17 protein-coding genes are annotated in these 16630 nt (G+C 73.2%); 5 read left to right on the top strand and 12 right to left on the bottom strand.

Annotation, left to right across the window (positions count from 1 at the left end; translation table 11 throughout):
- Positions 1–21: 21 nt before the first annotated feature.
- The 4 genes from ACWC2T_RS06155 to infC form a co-directional block, all read right to left on the bottom strand.
- Positions 22–879, bottom strand: a complete 858-nt coding sequence (locus ACWC2T_RS06155; protein ID WP_450669262.1) for a TrmH family RNA methyltransferase — start codon at positions 877–879, stop codon at positions 22–24.
- A gap of 223 nt (positions 880–1102) precedes the next feature.
- A complete protein-coding gene (rplT, locus tag ACWC2T_RS06150) occupies positions 1103–1486 on the bottom strand; it encodes a 50S ribosomal protein L20 (RefSeq protein ID WP_016642495.1) in 384 nt (127 codons plus the stop codon).
- A gap of 98 nt (positions 1487–1584) precedes the next feature.
- Positions 1585–1779 carry a 50S ribosomal protein L35 gene (gene rpmI / locus ACWC2T_RS06145; protein ID WP_003977225.1) on the bottom strand — a complete coding sequence of 65 codons (195 nt, stop codon included), beginning with the start codon at positions 1777–1779 and terminating at the stop codon, positions 1585–1587.
- Between the two features lie 125 nt (positions 1780–1904).
- Positions 1905–2567, bottom strand: coding sequence for a translation initiation factor IF-3 (infC, locus tag ACWC2T_RS06140; RefSeq protein WP_205383649.1), 663 nt, complete (start codon positions 2565–2567; stop codon positions 1905–1907).
- A gap of 385 nt (positions 2568–2952) precedes the next feature.
- Between infC and ACWC2T_RS06135 the strand changes: the two genes are divergently transcribed.
- The gene (locus ACWC2T_RS06135; protein ID WP_450669261.1) at positions 2953–3309 is read left to right on the top strand and encodes a DUF1844 domain-containing protein; all 357 of its coding nucleotides are present in this window, start codon (positions 2953–2955) and stop codon (positions 3307–3309) included.
- A 1-nt stretch (position 3310) separates the two neighbouring features.
- Here ACWC2T_RS06135 and ACWC2T_RS06130 read toward each other — a convergent pair whose 3' ends face one another.
- Complete coding sequence (locus ACWC2T_RS06130; RefSeq protein ID WP_450669260.1) at positions 3311–4042, bottom strand: SseB family protein; 732 nt, start codon at positions 4040–4042, stop codon at positions 3311–3313.
- Between the two features lie 229 nt (positions 4043–4271).
- Between ACWC2T_RS06130 and ACWC2T_RS06125 the strand changes: the two genes are divergently transcribed.
- Complete coding sequence (locus tag ACWC2T_RS06125; RefSeq protein ID WP_450669352.1) at positions 4272–4961, top strand: serine hydrolase; 690 nt, start codon at positions 4272–4274, stop codon at positions 4959–4961.
- Between the two features lie 19 nt (positions 4962–4980).
- On the opposite strand, the gene mycP is transcribed toward ACWC2T_RS06125, so the two are convergent.
- Both mycP and ACWC2T_RS06115 read right to left on the bottom strand, forming a co-directional pair.
- Entirely contained in the window at positions 4981–6177 is a 1197-nt protein-coding gene (gene mycP, locus ACWC2T_RS06120; protein WP_450669259.1) for a type VII secretion-associated serine protease mycosin, read from the bottom strand.
- On the bottom strand, positions 6174–7067 hold the full coding sequence (locus tag ACWC2T_RS06115; RefSeq protein WP_450669258.1) for a hypothetical protein: 894 nt from the start codon (positions 7065–7067) through the stop codon (positions 6174–6176). The genes mycP and ACWC2T_RS06115 overlap by 4 nt, the downstream gene beginning before the upstream one ends.
- Before the next feature lie 1170 nt (positions 7068–8237).
- Between ACWC2T_RS06115 and ACWC2T_RS06110 the strand changes: the two genes are divergently transcribed.
- Entirely contained in the window at positions 8238–9440 is a 1203-nt protein-coding gene (locus ACWC2T_RS06110) for an amino acid deaminase/aldolase (RefSeq protein WP_450669257.1), read from the top strand.
- A 6-nt stretch (positions 9441–9446) separates the two neighbouring features.
- Here the strand turns inward: ACWC2T_RS06110 and ACWC2T_RS06105 are convergent, their stop codons facing one another.
- From ACWC2T_RS06105 to ACWC2T_RS06095, 3 genes are read right to left on the bottom strand one after another with little or no spacing between them, the layout of a single operon-like run.
- A complete protein-coding gene (locus ACWC2T_RS06105) occupies positions 9447–10229 on the bottom strand; it encodes a 3-oxoacyl-ACP reductase (RefSeq protein WP_351206556.1) in 783 nt (260 codons plus the stop codon).
- Entirely contained in the window at positions 10226–11614 is a 1389-nt protein-coding gene (locus ACWC2T_RS06100; RefSeq protein WP_450669256.1) for an aldehyde dehydrogenase family protein, read from the bottom strand. The genes ACWC2T_RS06105 and ACWC2T_RS06100 overlap by 4 nt, the downstream gene beginning before the upstream one ends.
- A gap of 11 nt (positions 11615–11625) precedes the next feature.
- Positions 11626–12984 (bottom strand): glutamine synthetase family protein, encoded by a 1359-nt coding sequence (locus ACWC2T_RS06095; protein WP_450669255.1) that lies wholly within the window; start codon positions 12982–12984, stop codon positions 11626–11628.
- Positions 12985–13080: 96 nt separating this feature from the next.
- Here ACWC2T_RS06095 and ACWC2T_RS06090 point away from each other — a divergent pair, with 96 nt between their 5' ends.
- Together ACWC2T_RS06090 and ACWC2T_RS06085 are read left to right on the top strand one after the other, a co-directional pair.
- Complete coding sequence (locus ACWC2T_RS06090; protein WP_450669254.1) at positions 13081–13818, top strand: FadR/GntR family transcriptional regulator; 738 nt, start codon at positions 13081–13083, stop codon at positions 13816–13818.
- 52 nt (positions 13819–13870) lie between these two features.
- Positions 13871–14557 (top strand): gamma-glutamyl-gamma-aminobutyrate hydrolase family protein, encoded by a 687-nt coding sequence (locus ACWC2T_RS06085; protein ID WP_450669253.1) that lies wholly within the window; start codon positions 13871–13873, stop codon positions 14555–14557.
- On the opposite strand, the gene ACWC2T_RS06080 is transcribed toward ACWC2T_RS06085, so the two are convergent.
- A complete protein-coding gene (locus ACWC2T_RS06080) occupies positions 14541–15494 on the bottom strand; it encodes a phosphotransferase family protein (RefSeq protein WP_450669252.1) in 954 nt (317 codons plus the stop codon). The genes ACWC2T_RS06085 and ACWC2T_RS06080 overlap by 17 nt on opposite strands.
- Before the next feature lie 196 nt (positions 15495–15690).
- Entirely contained in the window at positions 15691–16599 is a 909-nt protein-coding gene (locus tag ACWC2T_RS06075; RefSeq protein ID WP_450669351.1) for a LysR family transcriptional regulator, read from the bottom strand.
- Positions 16600–16630: the final 31 nt, after the last annotated feature.

Below are 16630 nucleotides of genomic sequence, written 5' to 3'. Positions count from 1 at the left end.
GGCCCCGAGCTGGTCACCCTACTAGCTCTGGGTGACGGAGCGGCACCCTCCGGAGGCGCGCTGTGCACGAGCCGACGCGTAGAGACATACGGCGGCGGCGGTGGCGAGGTTCAGGCTCTCGGCCTTCCCGTGGATGGGCACGCGCACGACGGCGTCGGCGAGGGCGCGGGTCTCCTCCGGCAGCCCCCAGGCCTCGTTGCCGAACACCCACGCGGTCGGGCCGCCCATGGTGCCCTTGTCGAGCTCCTCGTCGAGGTCGCGGTCCCCCGCCCCGTCGGCGGCGAGAATGCGCACCCCGGCGTCCCCCAGCCCCTCGACGGCGCGCTCGACGGGCACGCCGACGGCGACGGGCAGATGGAAGTGGGAGCCCACGGAGGCCCGTACAGCCTTGGGGTTGTACAGGTCCACGGAGGCGTCGGTGAGGATCACCGCCTCGGCACCGGCGGCGTCGGCGCAGCGCAGCACGGTCCCGGCATTTCCGGGATCGCGCACATGGGCGAGCACGGCGACCAGTTTCGGCCGGGCGGCGAGGATCTCCTCGAAGGGCGTGTCGAGGAACCGGCACACCCCGACGAGCCCCTGCGGGGTCACGGTCGTGGAAATGTCGGCGATGACGTCCTCGGAGGCGAGATGCACCCGGGCGCCCGCGTCCCGCGCGGCCCCGATGATGTCGGCGTACCGCTCCGCGGCCTCGACGGTGGCGAACAGCTCGACGAGGGTGGGGCTGCCGTCCGCACCCCGGTGCCCGGCGGCCTCCCTCACGGCCTGCGGCCCCTCCGCGAGAAACAGCCGGTCCTTGCCCCGGAAGTTCCGCTTGGCAAGCCGCCGGGCGGCGGCGACGCGTGCGGACCGGGGGGAGATCGGCTCGGGGCTGGGCATCCTGTTCTTCACCTTCAAGAAAGTCTTCACTTTGTGGCGCCGGTGGGGTGCAGCGCCCCGTCAGGGGCGCGGGGCTGCATGGATATGCGGCTCCGCCGCGTGGGCGCGATCAGCCCCCACCGGCCCGCGGCCGCACGAATCGCACCACAACCCCCCAACAACAGGACCCGCAAGCCATAAAGCCTGCGGGTCCAGTGAACGTCGGCCTAAAGCCAGCGCAGCGTCACGCGGCCTTGGGCGCGTTGACGTCCGACGGCAGCGCCTTCTGCGCGACCTCGACGAGCGCGGCGAACGCGTTCGCGTCGTTGACGGCCAGCTCGGCCAGGATCTTGCGGTCGACCTCGATGTTCGCGGCCTTCAGCCCCTGGATGAAGCGGTTGTAGGTGATGCCGTTGGCGCGGGCAGCGGCGTTGATGCGCTGGATCCACAGCTGACGGAAGTCGCCCTTGCGCTTCTTGCGGTCGTTGTAGTTGTAGACCAGCGAGTGGGTGACCTGCTCCTTGGCCTTGCGGTACAGGCGCGAACGCTGACCGCGGTAGCCGGAGGCCTGCTCGAGGATCGCCCGGCGCTTCTTGTGGGCGTTGACTGCCCGCTTGACGCGTGCCACTTGTTAACTCCTTGTAGCGGGGTCGTGGGGGTCCTCACACGACCCGGAAACGATTCGGTCCCGGTCCAGACGCACGGCGCTCAGACGGCGCCGCCGCATCACTTGCCGAGAAGCTTCTTGATCTTCGCGGCGTCGCCCGGGGCCATCTCGGCGTTGCCGGTGAGGCGACGCGTGACGCGGGACGACTTGTGCTCGAGCAGGTGGCGCTTGCCGGCGCGCTCGCGGAGCACCTTGCCGGAGCCGGTGATCTTGAAGCGCTTGCTGGCACCGCTGTGCGACTTGTTCTTCGGCATAGCGCCGTTATCTCCTCGTCGGGTGGCGCTCCGGTGCCCGGTCGCGAAAACCGGGCACGGTAGAGCGTCGCTCTCTTCTATCGGTTACATCCTCGGGGAGGTGCTGCGACGCACATCCCCCGGGATCACGCCTCGGCGGGCTCCTCGGCGGAAGCCTCAGCCTCGGCAGGGTTCTGCGACCGACCGGGGTTCGCCTTCGCGGACGCCTTGCGGGCCTCCTGCGCCTGACGGGCCTCGGCCATGGCCTCGGTCTTCTTCTTGTGCGGACCGAGGACCATGATCATGTTGCGGCCGTCCTGCTTCGGGTTCGACTCGACGAAACCGAGGTCCTGGACGTCCTCCGCGAGGCGCTGCAGCAGTCGGTAGCCCAGCTCGGGACGGGACTGCTCGCGACCACGGAACATGATCGTGATCTTGACCTTGTCGCCCTGCTTGAGGAACCGGACGACGTGACCCTTCTTGGTGTCATAGTCGTGCGGGTCGATCTTCGGCCGGAGCTTCATCTCCTTGATGACCGTGTGCGCCTGGTTCTTGCGCGCCTCACGGGCCTTCATGGCCGACTCGTACTTGAACTTCCCGTAGTCCATGAGCTTGCACACGGGCGGACGGGCGTTCGCCGCGACCTCGACCAGGTCCAGGTCGTACTCCTGCGCAAGCTCCAGTGCCTTCGCGAGCGGCACGATGCCGACCTGCTCGCCACTGGGACCGACAAGTCGCACCTCGGGAACGCGAATCCGGTCGTTGATGCGGGGCTCGGCGCTGATGGATCCTCCTCGGTAGCACCACACGGCGGTCTGGCGGACAGCCGCGTATGTCTCTTTTCGTAAGACCTAACCGCGCCGAAGCACAAAAAATGCCCCGGACGATCACAGGCGGGGCTCCACAACACTACCGGAGCACCGCCGCGATGCCGCGGGGCGCACTTTCGGGCGACTCCATCGTCCGTACGGAACGATGGTGGCCGCCTGACCGGGTGACCCGCCGTCCCGGAGGACGGTCAGGTGGGAGTTCGGAGCCTCCACTTGTGGGCTGGCACTCTGTTGTTCGCAGGGTTGTCCAGCCGGTCGTCACACAAGGCTAGCAGCACCGACGGGGAAGGGCTAATCGAAGGGCTCCCCGGGCTCTCCCGGGGCTCTCCCGGCGCTCTTTCTCGCACCGCTTATGGTGTGGGGCATGAGTGAGACCCCTCCTGAGAACCCCGACTTCGACGCGATGACCCGGGACATCGCCGAGGTCCCCGCCGTCGAGGTGATCGTGACGGTCGCCGTCAACCTGATGAGCGCCGCCGCCGTGAAGCTCGGGCTGAGCGAGGAGGGCGAGAAGTACAAGGACCTGGACGAGGCCCGCAAGCTGATCACCGCGCTCGCCGGCCTGCTGGACGCGAGCGCGACCGAGATCAGCTCCTTCCACGCGGCGCCGCTGCGCGACGGTCTGAAGTCGCTGCAGCTGGCGTTCCGCGAGGCGTCGGTCGTCCCGGACGAGCCGGGCCAGGGGCCGGGCGAGAAGTACACCGGTCCCGTCTACAGCTGACCTACTCCTTCACGTACAGGGGCTCGCCCGGAGGCGTGGTCCCGGCCGGCAGCAGTGCCAGGTCGAGGCCGCGCACCAGGCGGGCCCTCAGTGTTTCGTCGGCGGCGAGCCGCTCGGCGACCGCGCGGGCGGCCTCGGCGGGCGCCGCGGCCGGGTCGAGGACCAGGGCGAGGGTGCCGTCGGACCGCCCGGGCCCGAGGTGGGCGCGCAGCACGGCGGGCTCCGCCGCCACGGCCGTACGCACCGCCTCGGTCACGGCCGGGTCGGCGAGCGGATCGGCGCTGGTGCGACCCTCGGCGAGCGCGAGCAGCGCCGGGCCGGTCAGTTCGAAGGGCACCGGTCCGGCGAGATCCAGCACGACCGTGTCGGCCTTCTCGTGCGCGGCGGCCTGCAGCGCCTGGTGCAGGGGTACGGCGACCGGGCGGGCCGCGGGGTCCCAGCGGGCGAGCGAGTCGGTGGAGGTGAAGGCGGGCAGGGCGGTGCGGTGGCCGGCCTTCAGGGTGGGTACGGCCATGTCGCTGGTCTTCTCGCGGCGCAGCCCCCTGTCGTCCTCCTCGATCTCGCCGAGCACGGCGACGACCGGGACCAGCAGGCGGGCCCCCTTGAGCGCCTCGAGGACGGGCTCGAGGGCGCTCCTGTCCTCGGCCCAGGCGGCGAGCGCGGCGCTCAGCCGGGGGTCGGCGGAGCCGTCGTCGTCGGAGAAGCCGGGGTCGGGAATGTTCATGTTCGCCACGGTCACCGACCCTAATCCAGGGTGTGAGCAGCTCCTACCGGGCCCCCACAAGGAGCCTGCGGGCGGCCGGGGCACGGTGTAGGGGAGGGCGCGGGCGCACTCGGGGACCGCGGCCGTATCGTCGGCGGCGACGCCCTCGGCCTCTTCCTCGGCCGGGGCGGGCGAGGAGGCCTCGGTGGAACCCGTGACGGAGCCGGCGGTGGACCGGACGGCGCTGCTGGGCAGGGCGATGACGGCGGTGGAGGTGCCGTCGGGCGCGCAGGTGTCGGCGGCGGTGCTGGCGGTGGACTCCGGGGAGAGCGCCGTGTACGGGGACGCGGCGTTCGACACGGCGAGCATCGTGAAGGTCGACATCCTGGCCACGCTGCTGCTCCAGGCACAGGACGCGGGCCGGCACCTGACGGCGGCCGAGAAGGCGTACGCCACGAAGATGATCGAGAACAGCGACAACGCGTCGGCGACGGCGCTGTGGCACACCATCGGGCGGGCCGAGGGTCTGGACGCGGCGAACAAGCGCTTCGGACTGACCTCGACCTCCGGCGGCGAGGGCGAGCTGTGGGGGCTGACGCAGACCACGGCCGCCGACCAACTCGTCCTGCTCCAGCAGGTGTTCGGGGAGGATTCCCGGCTGAGCGCGGCCTCCCGGACCTATGTGCAGGGGCTGATGAGATCGGTCGAGGCGGACCAGCAGTGGGGGGTGTCGGCCGCCGCGGAGGGCAACTCCTGGGCGCTGAAGAACGGTTGGCTGCCGCGCAGTACGACGGGACTGTGGGACGTGAACAGCATCGGGCGGGTGACGGTGCACGGCACCCACTGTCTGGTGGCGGTGCTGTCGAAGGGCACTCAGACACAGGCGAAGGGCATCGAGCTGGTCGAGGCGGCGGCGAGGGCGGCGGTGTCGGCGTTCGCCGGTGGGTGATCCGGCTCCAGGCGCCCCCTCAGGCCCGCTGCCTGCGGCCTCGCCACAGCACCACGCCGGCCACCAGCAGGACCCCTCCGGTGCTGCCGGCCAGGGGGCCCGCCCAGTCGGCGGTCGAGGACGTGTCCGTGGGGGCGTCCGGACCGCCACCGAAGTACTTCTTCCCGTACGACGCCGCGCGCAGGCGCTGCGGGCTGAGCCGCTCCGCCGCCCGCAGCGCCGCCGCCGGGTCGATCATGCCGAAGCCGCGGGAGTCGTCCCGGCCGCCGACCGGGGCGTCCCGCGCGGTGTCCTCCAGGAGTTTCTTGATCTGGGCCGGGCGCAGCTCGGGGTGGGCCGCCTTGACCAGGGCCGCGGCGCCGGAGACGAAGGCGGAGGCGGCCGAGGTGCCCCAGCCCTCGTAGTACTTGTGGTCGGGGTCGGCGATGACCACGTCGACGCCGGGCGCGCTGACCGCCGCGTACCAGCGGCGGGTGGAGAAGGAGGCGCGGGTGCCGTAGCGGTCGACGGCGGTCGCGGCGATGACGCCGGGGTAGGCGGCCGGGTAGGAGACATGGTCGCCCTTGTCCCCGCCGTTGCCCGCGGAGGCGACGACCACCACGCCCTTGTTCAGGGCGTACTGCACGGCCTCGTCCTCGCTGGGCTCGGGGTGCGCGGAGTTCGAGTCGTCGCCGAGGGAGAGGTTGATGACGTCGGCGCCGTGGTCGGCGGCCCAGCGGATGCCCTCGGCGAGGGCGTCGCCACGGCTGGTGCGGGCCTGGGTGCGGGCGGGGTCGTCGTCCTCCAGGATCACCCGCACGGGCAGGATCTTCGCCTCCGGAGCGACGCCCATGACACCGGCGCTGTCGCCCGGGCCGTGGCCGTGCCCGGCGATGATGCCCGCCATGGCGGTGCCGTGCCGGGCCCAGTCGCGGTCTCCCTGGTGGGCGCCGAAGCCGATCATGTCCTTGGCGGGCAGGACGTTTCCGGCGAGGTCCGGGTGGTCGGCCTCGACGCCGGTGTCCAGGACGGCGACGGTGACGCCGCGGCCCTTGGTGGTCCGCCAGGCCTCGTCCAGGTGCAGCGCGGCCAGGCCCCACTGCTGGGCACGGATGCCGTCGGCGTGGGCCGTGGCGGCCGGTGCCAGGGTGAGAGCACCGGCGAGCAGCAGACTCAGCGCCGCGCCGGCGGGTTCTACTCGGTGGCGGCCGCGTATCGGCTGCCTCGATCGCCTCATGAAGGTTTCTCCGTGGCCGTGCCGATGCTCTGGCGCAGGCGCCGTTCGATGCCGTCGGCCAGGCCCTGGGCCTCGTTGCCGAGTCCGGCCTGGGCCGGTGCGGTGGTGGCACCGGCGCTGACGGCGTCGGCGGCGGGCTGCGGCACATCGACACTGCGGCCGTCGGCCCAGCCGGAGACGGCGTAGGCGACGACGGGGGCGTCGGTGAGGACGGAGACGGTCCAGGACGCGCGCTGCTGGTCACCGAAGCCGGCCGCCGCGGTGCCCTTGGCCGCGTAGGGCCGGGGCATGAGGTCGGCACGCCGGTCCAGGCGCTCGGTGCGGAAGAGGTGGGCGAGCGCGGACATGGCGGCGGGGTCGGCGTTGGTGAACAGCAGGCCGACGGTGGTGACGTAGCTCTGGGTGGCGTCGGTGTAGGTGGCGCGCAGGAGCCGCTGGCAGCCGACCGGGGCGAGCACCTTGGACAGCAGCGGGTCGAAGGCGTGCGCACAGCCGGTGTCCGGGGCCACGGCGATCCTGGTCCAGGTGCGGTCGGCGCCGCCGGGACCGGCGCCCGGTCCCTGGACGGTGGGCGGGAACAGCTGGTCGACGGGCGCGTTGTGCCAGAGCGCTCCGGCGGTGGCGAAGTGGTCGCCGGAGACGCCGTCCCCGCCGTCGTCGGTGAGCCAACTCCCGGTCACGGCACCGCCGATGAGACCGAGACCGAGCACGAGACAGGCGGCAGCGGCGGCGGTGCGGGGGCCCACCCGGTACCGGATCCGCCCACCGAGCGCCCACGGCTCCCCGCCACCCGTCACGGGCCGCGCGGCCGCCATGGCGCCCCAGGACAGCGCGGGGTCCGGCACGGCGGCGCCGCCCTGCGGCGGGCCGACGGGGTACGCCGGGGCCATGGGACTCCAGGCACCCGTAACCGGGCGCGGGGCGGACACCGCGGACGGGGCCGCAGAGACGGTACGCCACTCACCGCCCGGCCGACCGGACGCGCCAGGTTCGCCGGCAACCGGGTGCAGCCGGGCAGTGGTCTCCGGCGCGCTGACCGGACGAGCCGGGGCGGTCGCCTCCGGCGCGGTGACCGGACGGGGCGGAGCCGTCGTCTCCGACGTGCTGACCGGGCGCAGCCGAGCCGTCGTCTCCGAGGGGGTTTCCACCGGGGCTCCCGGCCGCCGGGACTCGCGTGTCGGGCGGTGCGTCTCACGCCCCGTGCTCGGCGGCGCGTCGGGGAACCGGGCCGAGGCCGGCGGCGGAGGCAGGCTCACGGGTGCGCCGGCGGCGGGTACCTCAGGGCGCGGCGCGCCGGGCCGAGCCCCCTGCCCGGCACGGGAAGCCTGACCATCACGCCCGCCGGCCTCACCGAAACCCGAGCCACCGCCCGCCGACCGACCGATCGAGTTCGAGGCGTCGCCCCCGGACGCCGTGGCAGAAGGCGAGCCCTTCTCCGGGAAGGCTCCGCTCACGACAGCACCGGCCGAAGGCGCGCCCCCACGGCCGATGCCCTCGACCGTGGCCGGGCCGCTCGAAGACCCGCCGCCGGCGGCGCAATCCCGAGCCGGCGTACGTCCCCCGGGCGCGATCGGCGCACCGGAAGGCTCGCCTCCACCGGCGGGCCCTCCGGTCGGCGCACGTCCCTCGCTCGCGGCTGTCTCGGGGGAGGCTCCCGCCTCGCCCGCCGTACCCCGGTTGGACACGCGGCCGGCGGGCGGTGTGAAGACCGACGGCTCGTCGTCGGGGTCGTGGGGCGGGGTGGACGGGCGGGGCGGGATGGGAGCGTGGCGCGCTTCCGTGGTCATGCACCCCCCGTTTCCTCGTGCCCGGGCCGTCCTCACGTACGCGGGCCGCTGCGCTGCTCGGCCGCGCCCGGTGCGGAAGCTCCGTCCGGGCACGCATACCCGTACGGCCGGACCGGCATCCCGGTTCAGGTGAAGCGGCCGGGCAGGTTCCGCCGTACGTGCGCGTCACTCTACGGGTTGTCCGGGGCAGGGACAGAACCAGTCCGCAGCGCCGGGGCATCTGCCCGGAACGTCCCCCTACCCTGCGGTAATCCTGTCTGGCAGGCTTCCGTCATGACTGCGCGCGCCGCCGACCGGGCCCGTTACGACCGGGCCACCGCCCATCTCGACGCCCCTCTCGCGATCGTGGACCTGGATGCCTTCGACGCCAACGCGGCCGATCTCGTCCGCCGTGCCGCCGGCAAGCCGGTCCGGGTCGCCAGCAAGTCCGTGCGCTGCCGGTCCCTGCTGGAGCGCGTCCTGGCAAAGGACGGTTTCCAGGGGATCATGTCGTTCACCCTGGCCGAGTCGCTGTGGCTCGCCCGCTCCGGGTTCGACGACGTCCTGCTGGCCTATCCGTCCGCCGACCGGGCCGCCTTCGCGGAGCTGGCCGCCGATCCCAAGCTCGCCGGTGCGGTGACCGTGATGGTGGACGATCCGGCGCACCTCGACCTCATCGACGCCGCCCGCGACGGCGGGCGCGAAGTCGTGCGTGTCTGCCTGGAGTTGGACACCTCGCTGAAGCTGCTCGGCGGCCGGGTCCGGGTCGGGGCGCGGCGCAGCCCCCTGCACTCCCCCGCCCAACTCGCCGAGCTGGCCCGGTCGGTGGCCCGGCGGCCCGGCTTCCGGCTGGTGGGGATCATGGCGTACGAGGGGCACATCGCGGGTGTCGGGGACGCGGTGGCCGGGCGGCCGCTGCGCTCCCGGGCGATCCGGCTGATGCAGGCGGCCGCGCGCCGGGAACTGGCCGAGCGGCGGGCCGCGGTGGTGCGCGCGGTACGGGCCGTCGTACCCGATCTGGAGTTCGTCAACGGCGGCGGCACGGGCAGTGTGCAGCACACCGCCGCCGAGGACGCAGTGACCGAGATAGCGGCCGGTTCGGGCCTGTACGTGCCCCGGCTCTTCGACAACTACACGTCGTTCACCGGCCGTCCGGCGGCTCTGTTCGCCCAGCCCGTGGTACGGCGGCCGGGGGTCGGGGTCGTCACCGTGCTCGGCGGCGGCTATCCGGCCTCCGGCGCCGCCGGCCCCGACCGGCTGCCGGTGCCGTACCTGCCTCAGGGCCTGGCGTACGACCCCCAGGAGGGCCCCGGCGAGGTGCAGACCCCGCTGCTCGGCTCGCCCGCCGACGACCTCCTCATCGGCGACAAGGTGTGGTTCCGGCACGCCAAGGCGGGCGAGCTGTGCGAGCGGTTCGACGCCCTCCACCTGATCGAGGGGGACACGGTCACCGCGACCGTGCCCACCTACCGGGGCGAGGGACACACGTTCCTCTGAGACTCCCTACAGCGGTGTGACGTACGCGCCCGCGATTCCGCCGTCCACCAGGAAGTCGGTGGCGTTGACGAAGGAGGAGTCGTCGCTGGCCAGGAAGGCGACGGCGGCGGCGATCTCCTCGGCCTCGGCGAACCGCCCGACCGGGATGTGGACGAGCCGGCGGGCGGCCCGCTCGGGGTCCTTGGCGAACAGCTCCTGCAGCAGCGGGGTGTTGACCGGCCCCGGGCAGAGCGCGTTGACGCGGATGCCCTCCCGGGCGAACTGCACGCCCAGTTCCCGGGACATGGCGAGGACGCCGCCCTTGGAGGCCGTGTACGAGATCTGGCTCGTCGCCGCGCCCATCCGAGCCACGAAGGACGCGGTGTTGATGATGGAGCCCTTGCCCTGGCGCCGCATGTAGGGAATCGCGGCCTTGCAGCACAGGTAGACGGAGGTGAGGTTGACCTCCTGGACGCGCTTCCAGGCCTCCAGTCCGGTCTCCAGGATGGAGTCGTCGTCGGGCGGGGAGATGCCGGCGTTGTTGAAGGCGACGTCGACGCTGCCGTAGGTGTCGTACGCCGTCCTGAACAGCGCCTCGACCTGCTCGGGGTCGGTGACGTCGACCTTCACGAAGAGCCCGCCGACCTCGTCGGCGACGGCCTTGCCGCGGGCCTCGTCGACGTCCGCGCAGACTACGTGGGCGCCTTCGGAGGCGAGCCGGCGGGCGGTGGCGAGTCCGATGCCGCTGCCGGCTCCGGTCACGACGGCGGTACGGCCGACCAGGCGGCGGCAAACACTGTTGTCGGTCACTGTGCGGGGCCCTCCGTGCTGGGGGAGACGTTGCTGATGAAGACGTTCTTGGTTTCGGTGAAGGCGGTCAGGGCGTCGGGGCCCAGCTCGCGGCCGAGGCCGGACTGCTTGTAGCCGCCGAACGGGGTCCAGTAGCGGACGCTGGAGTGGGAGTTGACGGACAGGTTGCCCGCGCGGACGGCCTGGGAGACGCGCAGGGCGCGGCCGAGGTCCCGGGTCCACAGGGAGCCGGAGAGGCCGTAGGGGGTGTCACCCGCGAGGCGGATCGCATCCTCCTCGTCGGTGAAGGGGAGCAGGACGGCGACCGGTCCGAAGATCTCCTCGCGGGCCGCCCGGCTGTCCGGCCGCTCCCCCGTCAGGACCGTCGGCGGGAACCAGAAGCCGGGGCCGTCGGGGGCGCTGCCACGCAGGGCGGGGGCGTCCTCGGGGACGTACGACCGTACGCGGTCGAGCTGCTGACGGGAGATCAGCGGCCCCATCTGGGTCTTCTCGTCGGCCGGATCGCCCACGACCACGGAGGCCAGGGCGTCGGCGAGGAACGCGCGGGCCTCCTCCAGTACCGGCTCCTGCACCAGGATGCGGGTGCGGGCGCAGCAGTCCTGGCCGGAGTTGTCCAGGAAGGAGAAGGGGTCGAGGGCGGCGGTGAGGTCGGCGTCGGCGAAGACGATGTTGGGGCTCTTGCCGCCGAGTTCGAGGGTGACCGGCTTGACGAGCCGCGCGCAGCGCTCCATGACCTCGCGGCCGGTGCGGGTGGAGCCGGTGAACACGATCTTGGCGACGTCCGGGTGGTCCACCAGGGCGCGTCCGGCGGTGCGGCCGTGGCCGGGCAGCACCTGGAAGACGTGCTCGGGCAGGCCCGCCTCCAGGGCGAGTTCGGCGAGGCGGAGTGCGGTGAGCGGGGTGGTCTCGGCGGGCTTGAGGACGACCGCGTTGCCTGCCGCGAGCGCCGGGAAGGAGCCCCAGGCGGCGATCGGCATCGGGAAGTTCCAGGGAGCGATCACGCCGACGACCCCGAGGGGTTCGAGGAAGGTGACGTTCCAGCCGCCAGGTACCGGGATCTGCTGGCCGAGGAGGCGTTCGGCGCCGCCGGCCGAGTACAGCAGCAGGTCACGGGCGTTGCCGGCCTCCCAGCGGGCATTGCCGACGGTGTGCCCGGCCTCGCGGACCTCCAGCTGGGCGAGTTCCTCGAGGTGCGCGTCGACCACGTCCGCGAAGCGGCGCAGCAGCCGGGCCCGGTCGGCGGGGGCGAGGGCGGCCCACTTCTGCTGGGCGCGTACGGCCCGTACGACGGCGGCGGCCACGTCCTCCTCGCTCGCGGCGGGGACGGTGGCGAGGACCTCTTCCGTGGCGGGGTTGAGGACCTTCAACTCGTCTGATTCGGACACGAATTGACCTTTCACAGGCGTTCGAAGGAGCGGCGCAGCTCCCAGTCGGTGACCGCGGCGTCGAAGGCCTCCAGTTCGACGCGCGCCATGTTGCGGTAGTGGGCCACGACCTCGTCGCCGAAGGCGGCCTTGGCGATCGGGCTGTTCTCCCAGAGTTCGGCGGCTTCACGGAGGGTGGTCGGGACGTGCGCGAAGTCGGCGGTGTAGGCGTTTCCCGGGCAGGGCTCGGGGAGTTCGAGCTTCTGCTCGATGCCGTACAGGCCGGCGGCGACCAGCCCCGCCACGGCGAGGTAGGGGTTGACGTCGCCGCCGGGGAGGCGGTTCTCGAAGCGCAGGGAGCGGCCGTGGCCGACCACGCGCAGGGCGCAGGTGCGGTTGTCGTGGCCCCAGGCGACAGCGGTCGGCGCGAAGGAACCGGGCTGGAACCGCTTGTAGGAGTTGATGTTCGGGGCGTACAGGAGCGAGAAGTCGCGCAGGGCGGCGAGCTGACCGGCGAGGAAGTGCCGCATGACGTCGGACATTCCGTCGCCGTCGGCCATCGCGTTGCTTCCGTCGGCGTCGGCGAGCGAGAGGTGGATGTGGCAGGAGTTGCCCTCGCGCTCGTTGTACTTGGCCATGAAGGTGATCGAGACGCCTTCCTGGGCGGCGATCTCCTTGGCGCCGGTCTTGTACAGCGCGTGCTGGTCGCAGGTGACCAGGGCCTCGTCGTAGCGGAAGGCGATCTCGTGCTGGCCGGGGTTGCACTCGCCCTTGGCGGACTCGACGGTCAGGCCCGCGCCGGCCATGTCGTTGCGCAGCCGGCGCAGCAGGGGCTCGATGCGGCCGGTGCCGAGGATGGAGTAGTCGATGTTGTACTGGTTGGCGGGCGTGAGCGCCCGGTAGCCCGCGTCCCACGCCTCCTCGTAGCTGTCCTTGAAGACGATGAACTCCAGCTCGGTGCCGACCTGGGCGGTGTAGCCGAGCTCGGCGAGCCGCTCCAGTTGCTTGCGCAGGATCTGGCGGGGCGCGGCGACGACCGGGGAGCCGTCGTTCCAGGCGAGGTCGGCGACGAGCAGGGCGGTGCCGGGGTGCCAGGGGATGCGGCGCAGGGTGGCGAGGTCGGGGCGCATGGCGAAGTCGCCGTAGCCCCGCTCCCAGGAGGACATCGCGTAGCCGTCGACGGTGTTCATCTCGGTGTCGACGGCGAGGAGGTAGTTGCACCCCTCGGTGCCGTGGTGCAGGACCTCGTCGAGGAAGAACCGGGCGGCGAACCGCTTGCCCTGCAGCCGCCCTTGCATATCGGGGAACGCCAGGACGACAGTGTCGATCTCACCGCTCGCGACGAGGGCGTGCAGTTCCTCGACGCTGAGCGGGGGTGTGCGGTCTGCCACGGGAGAGCCTCCTTCGGCGCCTTCGCGCTTTTTCGGCCGGGCCGGGAGCCATAAGGTATTGCTCAGAACCATTGCTTGGGAAGGGGGTACGGCCGGATGTCCTGGGAGAGTGACGCTCAGGGGGTGGGTGACCGGCTCGCTCCGGTGCTGCGGCCGGTGCGGGCGGGCAACGGCTTCGAGGAGGCGCTGGAGCAGATCCTCCAGGTCGTGCGGCTCGGCCTGGTGCCGGGCGGCGAGCGGCTGCCGGCCGAGCGGGAGCTGGCGGAGCGGCTCGGGATCAGCCGGGTGACGCTGCGCGAGGTACTGAAGGTGCTGCAGGACCAGGGTCTGGTGGAGGCGCGGCGCGGGCGCTACGGCGGAACGTTCGTGCTGCCGCGCACGGACGCGGGCGGCGAGGACGAGCTGCGGCGGCGGATCGCCGAGGTCGACATCGAGGACGTGCTGCGGTTCCGCGAGGTGCTGGAGGTGGGCGCGGCCGGGCTGTGCGCGGCGCACGGGCTGACCGACGAGCAGGCGGACCGGCTGCGCGAGGCGCTGGCCCGCACGCAGGACGCCCCGCTGACGGACTACCGGCGCCTGGACACCCTGCTCCACCTGACCCTCGCCGAGCTGTGCGGATCCCCGTCCCTGACCGCGCAGTACGCGGCGGTGCGGGCCACGGTGAACGACCTGCTCGACTGCATCCCGCTGCTGGTGCGCAACCTGGAGCACTCCCAGCGCCAGCACACCGCGCTGGTGGAGGCGGTGCTGGACGGGGACGCGGACGGCGCGCGGGAGATGATGCGCGAGCACTGCGGGGGCACGGCGGCGCTGCTGCGGGGCTTCCTGGCGTGAGGCGACTCTGGAAAGGTATAGGAGTGAACCTTTGGCTTCCGTGGAGGGCGGCATGACCGTACGACCGCTGATCGGGATCAGCACCTATCTGGAGTCCGGCGCGCGCTGGGGCGTGTGGGAGCTGGACGCCGCGCTGCTGCCGGCCGGCTATCCACGGCTGGTGCAGCGGGCCGGCGGGCTGGCCGCGATGCTGCCGCCGGACGCGCCGGAGCGCGCCGCGGAGACGGTGGCCCGGCTGGACGGGCTGGTGATCGCCGGCGGCCCGGACGTGGACCCGGCCCGGTACGGCGCCGAGCGCGAGCCCCGTACCGGTCCGCCCGCCCTGGCCCGCGACGCCTGGGAACTGGCCCTCATCGAGGCCGCGTTGGACGCCGGAACGCCGGTGCTGGGCATCTGCCGGGGCATGCAGCTGCTGAACGTGGCGCTCGGCGGGACGCTGGTCCAGCACCTGGAAGGGCACGCTGAGGTCGTCGGCGTGTTCGGCGGCCACCCGGTCAAGCCGGTTCCGGGGAGCCTGTACGCCGGGATCGTCCCGGAGGAGACCACCGTGCCCACCTACCACCACCAGGCGGTGGACCGGCTCGGCGCGGGACTGGTGCCGTCGGCCCACGCGGCGGACGGCACGGTGGAGGCGGTCGAACTGCCCGCGGACCGGGGCTGGGTGCTGGGCGTGCAGTGGCACCCCGAGATGGGCGAGGACCTGCGGGTGATGCGGGCGCTGGTCACAGCCGCTTCCTGAGCCATTCCAGAGCCGCGTCGCCCTGGGCGCGCTGGAAGGGGCGCAGGGTGGGCAGGCCCGGGGGTGCCGGGTTCAGGGAGCTGCGCAGGAAGTAGCCGGTGAGACCGGCCAGCGCGGCGGTCACGGCGTCCGGGTCGGCGTCCCGGCCGTGGGGGTGCACGGTGAAGACCTCCTCCGGATCGGGCCCGCCCTGCGCCCGCACGCACGGCAGCATGACGAGCAGGTCGAACCAGGGCGCGGCACACATCGCGTGCGGCCAGTCCACGAAGGTGACGCCTCCGTCGGCCGTGAGCAGCACATTGTCCGCGCGCAGGTCGGCATGGGTCAGGGTGTCGCCCGAGGCGCCCTCGGCCCAGCCGGCTTCCAGCGCGGCGAGGTCGGCCAGATGGCCGGCGGTCCAGGCGCCGAGCCGGTCGCGCACGTCCCCGGCCTCGCCGGCGAGCAGCCGGTGCCAGCCGTCGAAGGTGTCGGCCAGCTCCTCGGCGACGGGCGGGACGTCGATGGGGCACGGCGTGCCGGTGCGGCCGAGCACGGTCACGGCGTCGAGCACCCGGCGCAGCTCGGCCGGCCGCCAGGGCACGTGCGGCTGGCGCCCGGCCACCTCCTCGAAGACCAGCGCCACCCAGGTGCCGTCGTCGTACGTCCCGAGCAGCCGGGGCGCGGGTACGGCGGCCGGTAGCGCGGCGGCGATCCGGGCCTCCCGGCGGTGCAGGCCGGGGCTGTGCGGATTGGCCTCGCCGCTCACCGCCTTGACGAACCCGGTGCCGCCCGCCGCGGTGCGCACCCGCGCCGCCACGCCGGGCGAGAAGCCGCCGCGCTGTGTCTCGGACCGTACGACCGGCGCCCCGAGCACCTCGCCGACGGCGTCACGAACGGCGGCCGGGAGGTCTTCCCAGGGGGCGCGGACGCCTGCGGCGGGCGGGGCGGTGAGAGTCATGCGCAGCATGGTGCCGGGTCGCTGCGCGGCTGGGCCAAGGGTTTTTGCGGGGGTTGCCGGGGGCGGGTGCGGGTGTTGGCGGTGCAGCGCCGCCCGGCTGCGAGCCGGTTGCCGAGTGCGGGTGCGTGGTGGGCTGGTCGCGCAGTTCCCCGCGCCCCTTCGGGGCGCTCGCAGCCACAGCCGAGCCGCGGCCCCGTCACCCCCGCGTCAGCGACAGCAGTTCCCGCGCCGGCCCCGTCGGGCGGTGGCCCGTCGGCCAGACCGCGCGCAGGTCCCGGCGGAGCGACACGCCCTCCACCGGGATGCTGACCAGGCGCCGCATCGCCAGCTCCTCCCCCACCGCCAGTTCGCTGAGGACCGAGGGGCCCGCGCCGCTGACGGCGGATGCCTTGACCGCCGTGGTGGAGGACAGCTCGATCAGGGGTCGGGCGAGCCCGCCGAGCGCCGCGTCCAGGACCTGCCGGGTGCCGGAGCCGCGCTCGCGCAGGATCAGCGGGGTGCTCGCCAGCTCCTGCGCCGTCACGGGGCGCCGGCGGCGGGCCCAGGGGTGGCCGGGCGCGGTGACGACGATCAGGCGGTCGTGGGCGATGACTGCGGAGTCCAGACCCGTCGGGACCGACAGACCCTCCACGAACCCGAGGTCCGCCTCCCCGGCCAGCAACAGTTCCGCGACCTTCGCCGAGTTGCCGGCGAGCAGGGACACCGCCGTGTCGGGCCGCTCGGCGTGCAGCGCGAGGAGCCAGCCCGGGAGCAGGTACTCGGCGATGGTCATGCTCGCCGCGACCCTGAGGCGCGAGTCCCGCCGGTCCCGCAGCGCCCGCGCACCCGCGTCGAAGGCCGCCGCCGCCTCGACCACCCGGCGGGCCCAGTCCGTCACCAGGGCGCCCGCGTCCGTGAGCCGGGAGCCGCGGGGCGAGCGGTCGACGAGGGCCACCCCCAGTTGCCGCTCCATGGAACGGATCCGGCTGCTGGCGGCGGGCTGGGTGATGCCGACCTCGCGCGCCGCCGCGCCGAGACTGCCCAGCCGCGCCACCGCCAGCAGCAGCTCCAGCGCCGCCAGGTCGGGCACCCGGTGCGCCAGCGACGCCGGGCGCTCTGGTTCCATGCGGTCCGGTCCCGTGCGCTCTCGCTGCCCC

Source organism: Streptomyces sp. NPDC001393 (assembly GCF_053597455.1).
Note: the sequence above shows the minus strand (reverse complement) of the source record. Positions and strands in the feature narration are given on the sequence as shown.

What these genes read in the sequence shown, in the direction of transcription:
- ACWC2T_RS06155 (WP_450669262.1), bottom strand. Translation starts at nt 879, where the DNA reads ATGCCCAGCCCCGAGCCGATCTCCCCCCGGTCCGCACGCGTCGCCGCC.
- rpmI (WP_003977225.1), bottom strand. Translation starts at nt 1,779, where the DNA reads ATGCCGAAGAACAAGTCGCACAGCGGTGCCAGCAAGCGCTTCAAGATC.
- ACWC2T_RS06135 (WP_450669261.1), top strand. Translation starts at nt 2,953, where the DNA reads ATGAGTGAGACCCCTCCTGAGAACCCCGACTTCGACGCGATGACCCGG.
- ACWC2T_RS06125 (WP_450669352.1), top strand. Translation starts at nt 4,272, where the DNA reads ATGACGGCGGTGGAGGTGCCGTCGGGCGCGCAGGTGTCGGCGGCGGTG.
- mycP (WP_450669259.1), bottom strand. Translation starts at nt 6,177, where the DNA reads ATGAGGCGATCGAGGCAGCCGATACGCGGCCGCCACCGAGTAGAACCC.
- ACWC2T_RS06115 (WP_450669258.1), bottom strand. Translation starts at nt 7,067, where the DNA reads ATGGCCCCGGCGTACCCCGTCGGCCCGCCGCAGGGCGGCGCCGCCGTG.
- ACWC2T_RS06110 (WP_450669257.1), top strand. Translation starts at nt 8,238, where the DNA reads ATGACTGCGCGCGCCGCCGACCGGGCCCGTTACGACCGGGCCACCGCC.
- ACWC2T_RS06090 (WP_450669254.1), top strand. Translation starts at nt 13,081, where the DNA reads ATGTCCTGGGAGAGTGACGCTCAGGGGGTGGGTGACCGGCTCGCTCCG.
- ACWC2T_RS06085 (WP_450669253.1), top strand. Translation starts at nt 13,871, where the DNA reads ATGACCGTACGACCGCTGATCGGGATCAGCACCTATCTGGAGTCCGGC.
- ACWC2T_RS06080 (WP_450669252.1), bottom strand. Translation starts at nt 15,494, where the DNA reads ATGACTCTCACCGCCCCGCCCGCCGCAGGCGTCCGCGCCCCCTGGGAA.
- ACWC2T_RS06075 (WP_450669351.1), bottom strand. Translation starts at nt 16,599, where the DNA reads ATGGAACCAGAGCGCCCGGCGTCGCTGGCGCACCGGGTGCCCGACCTG.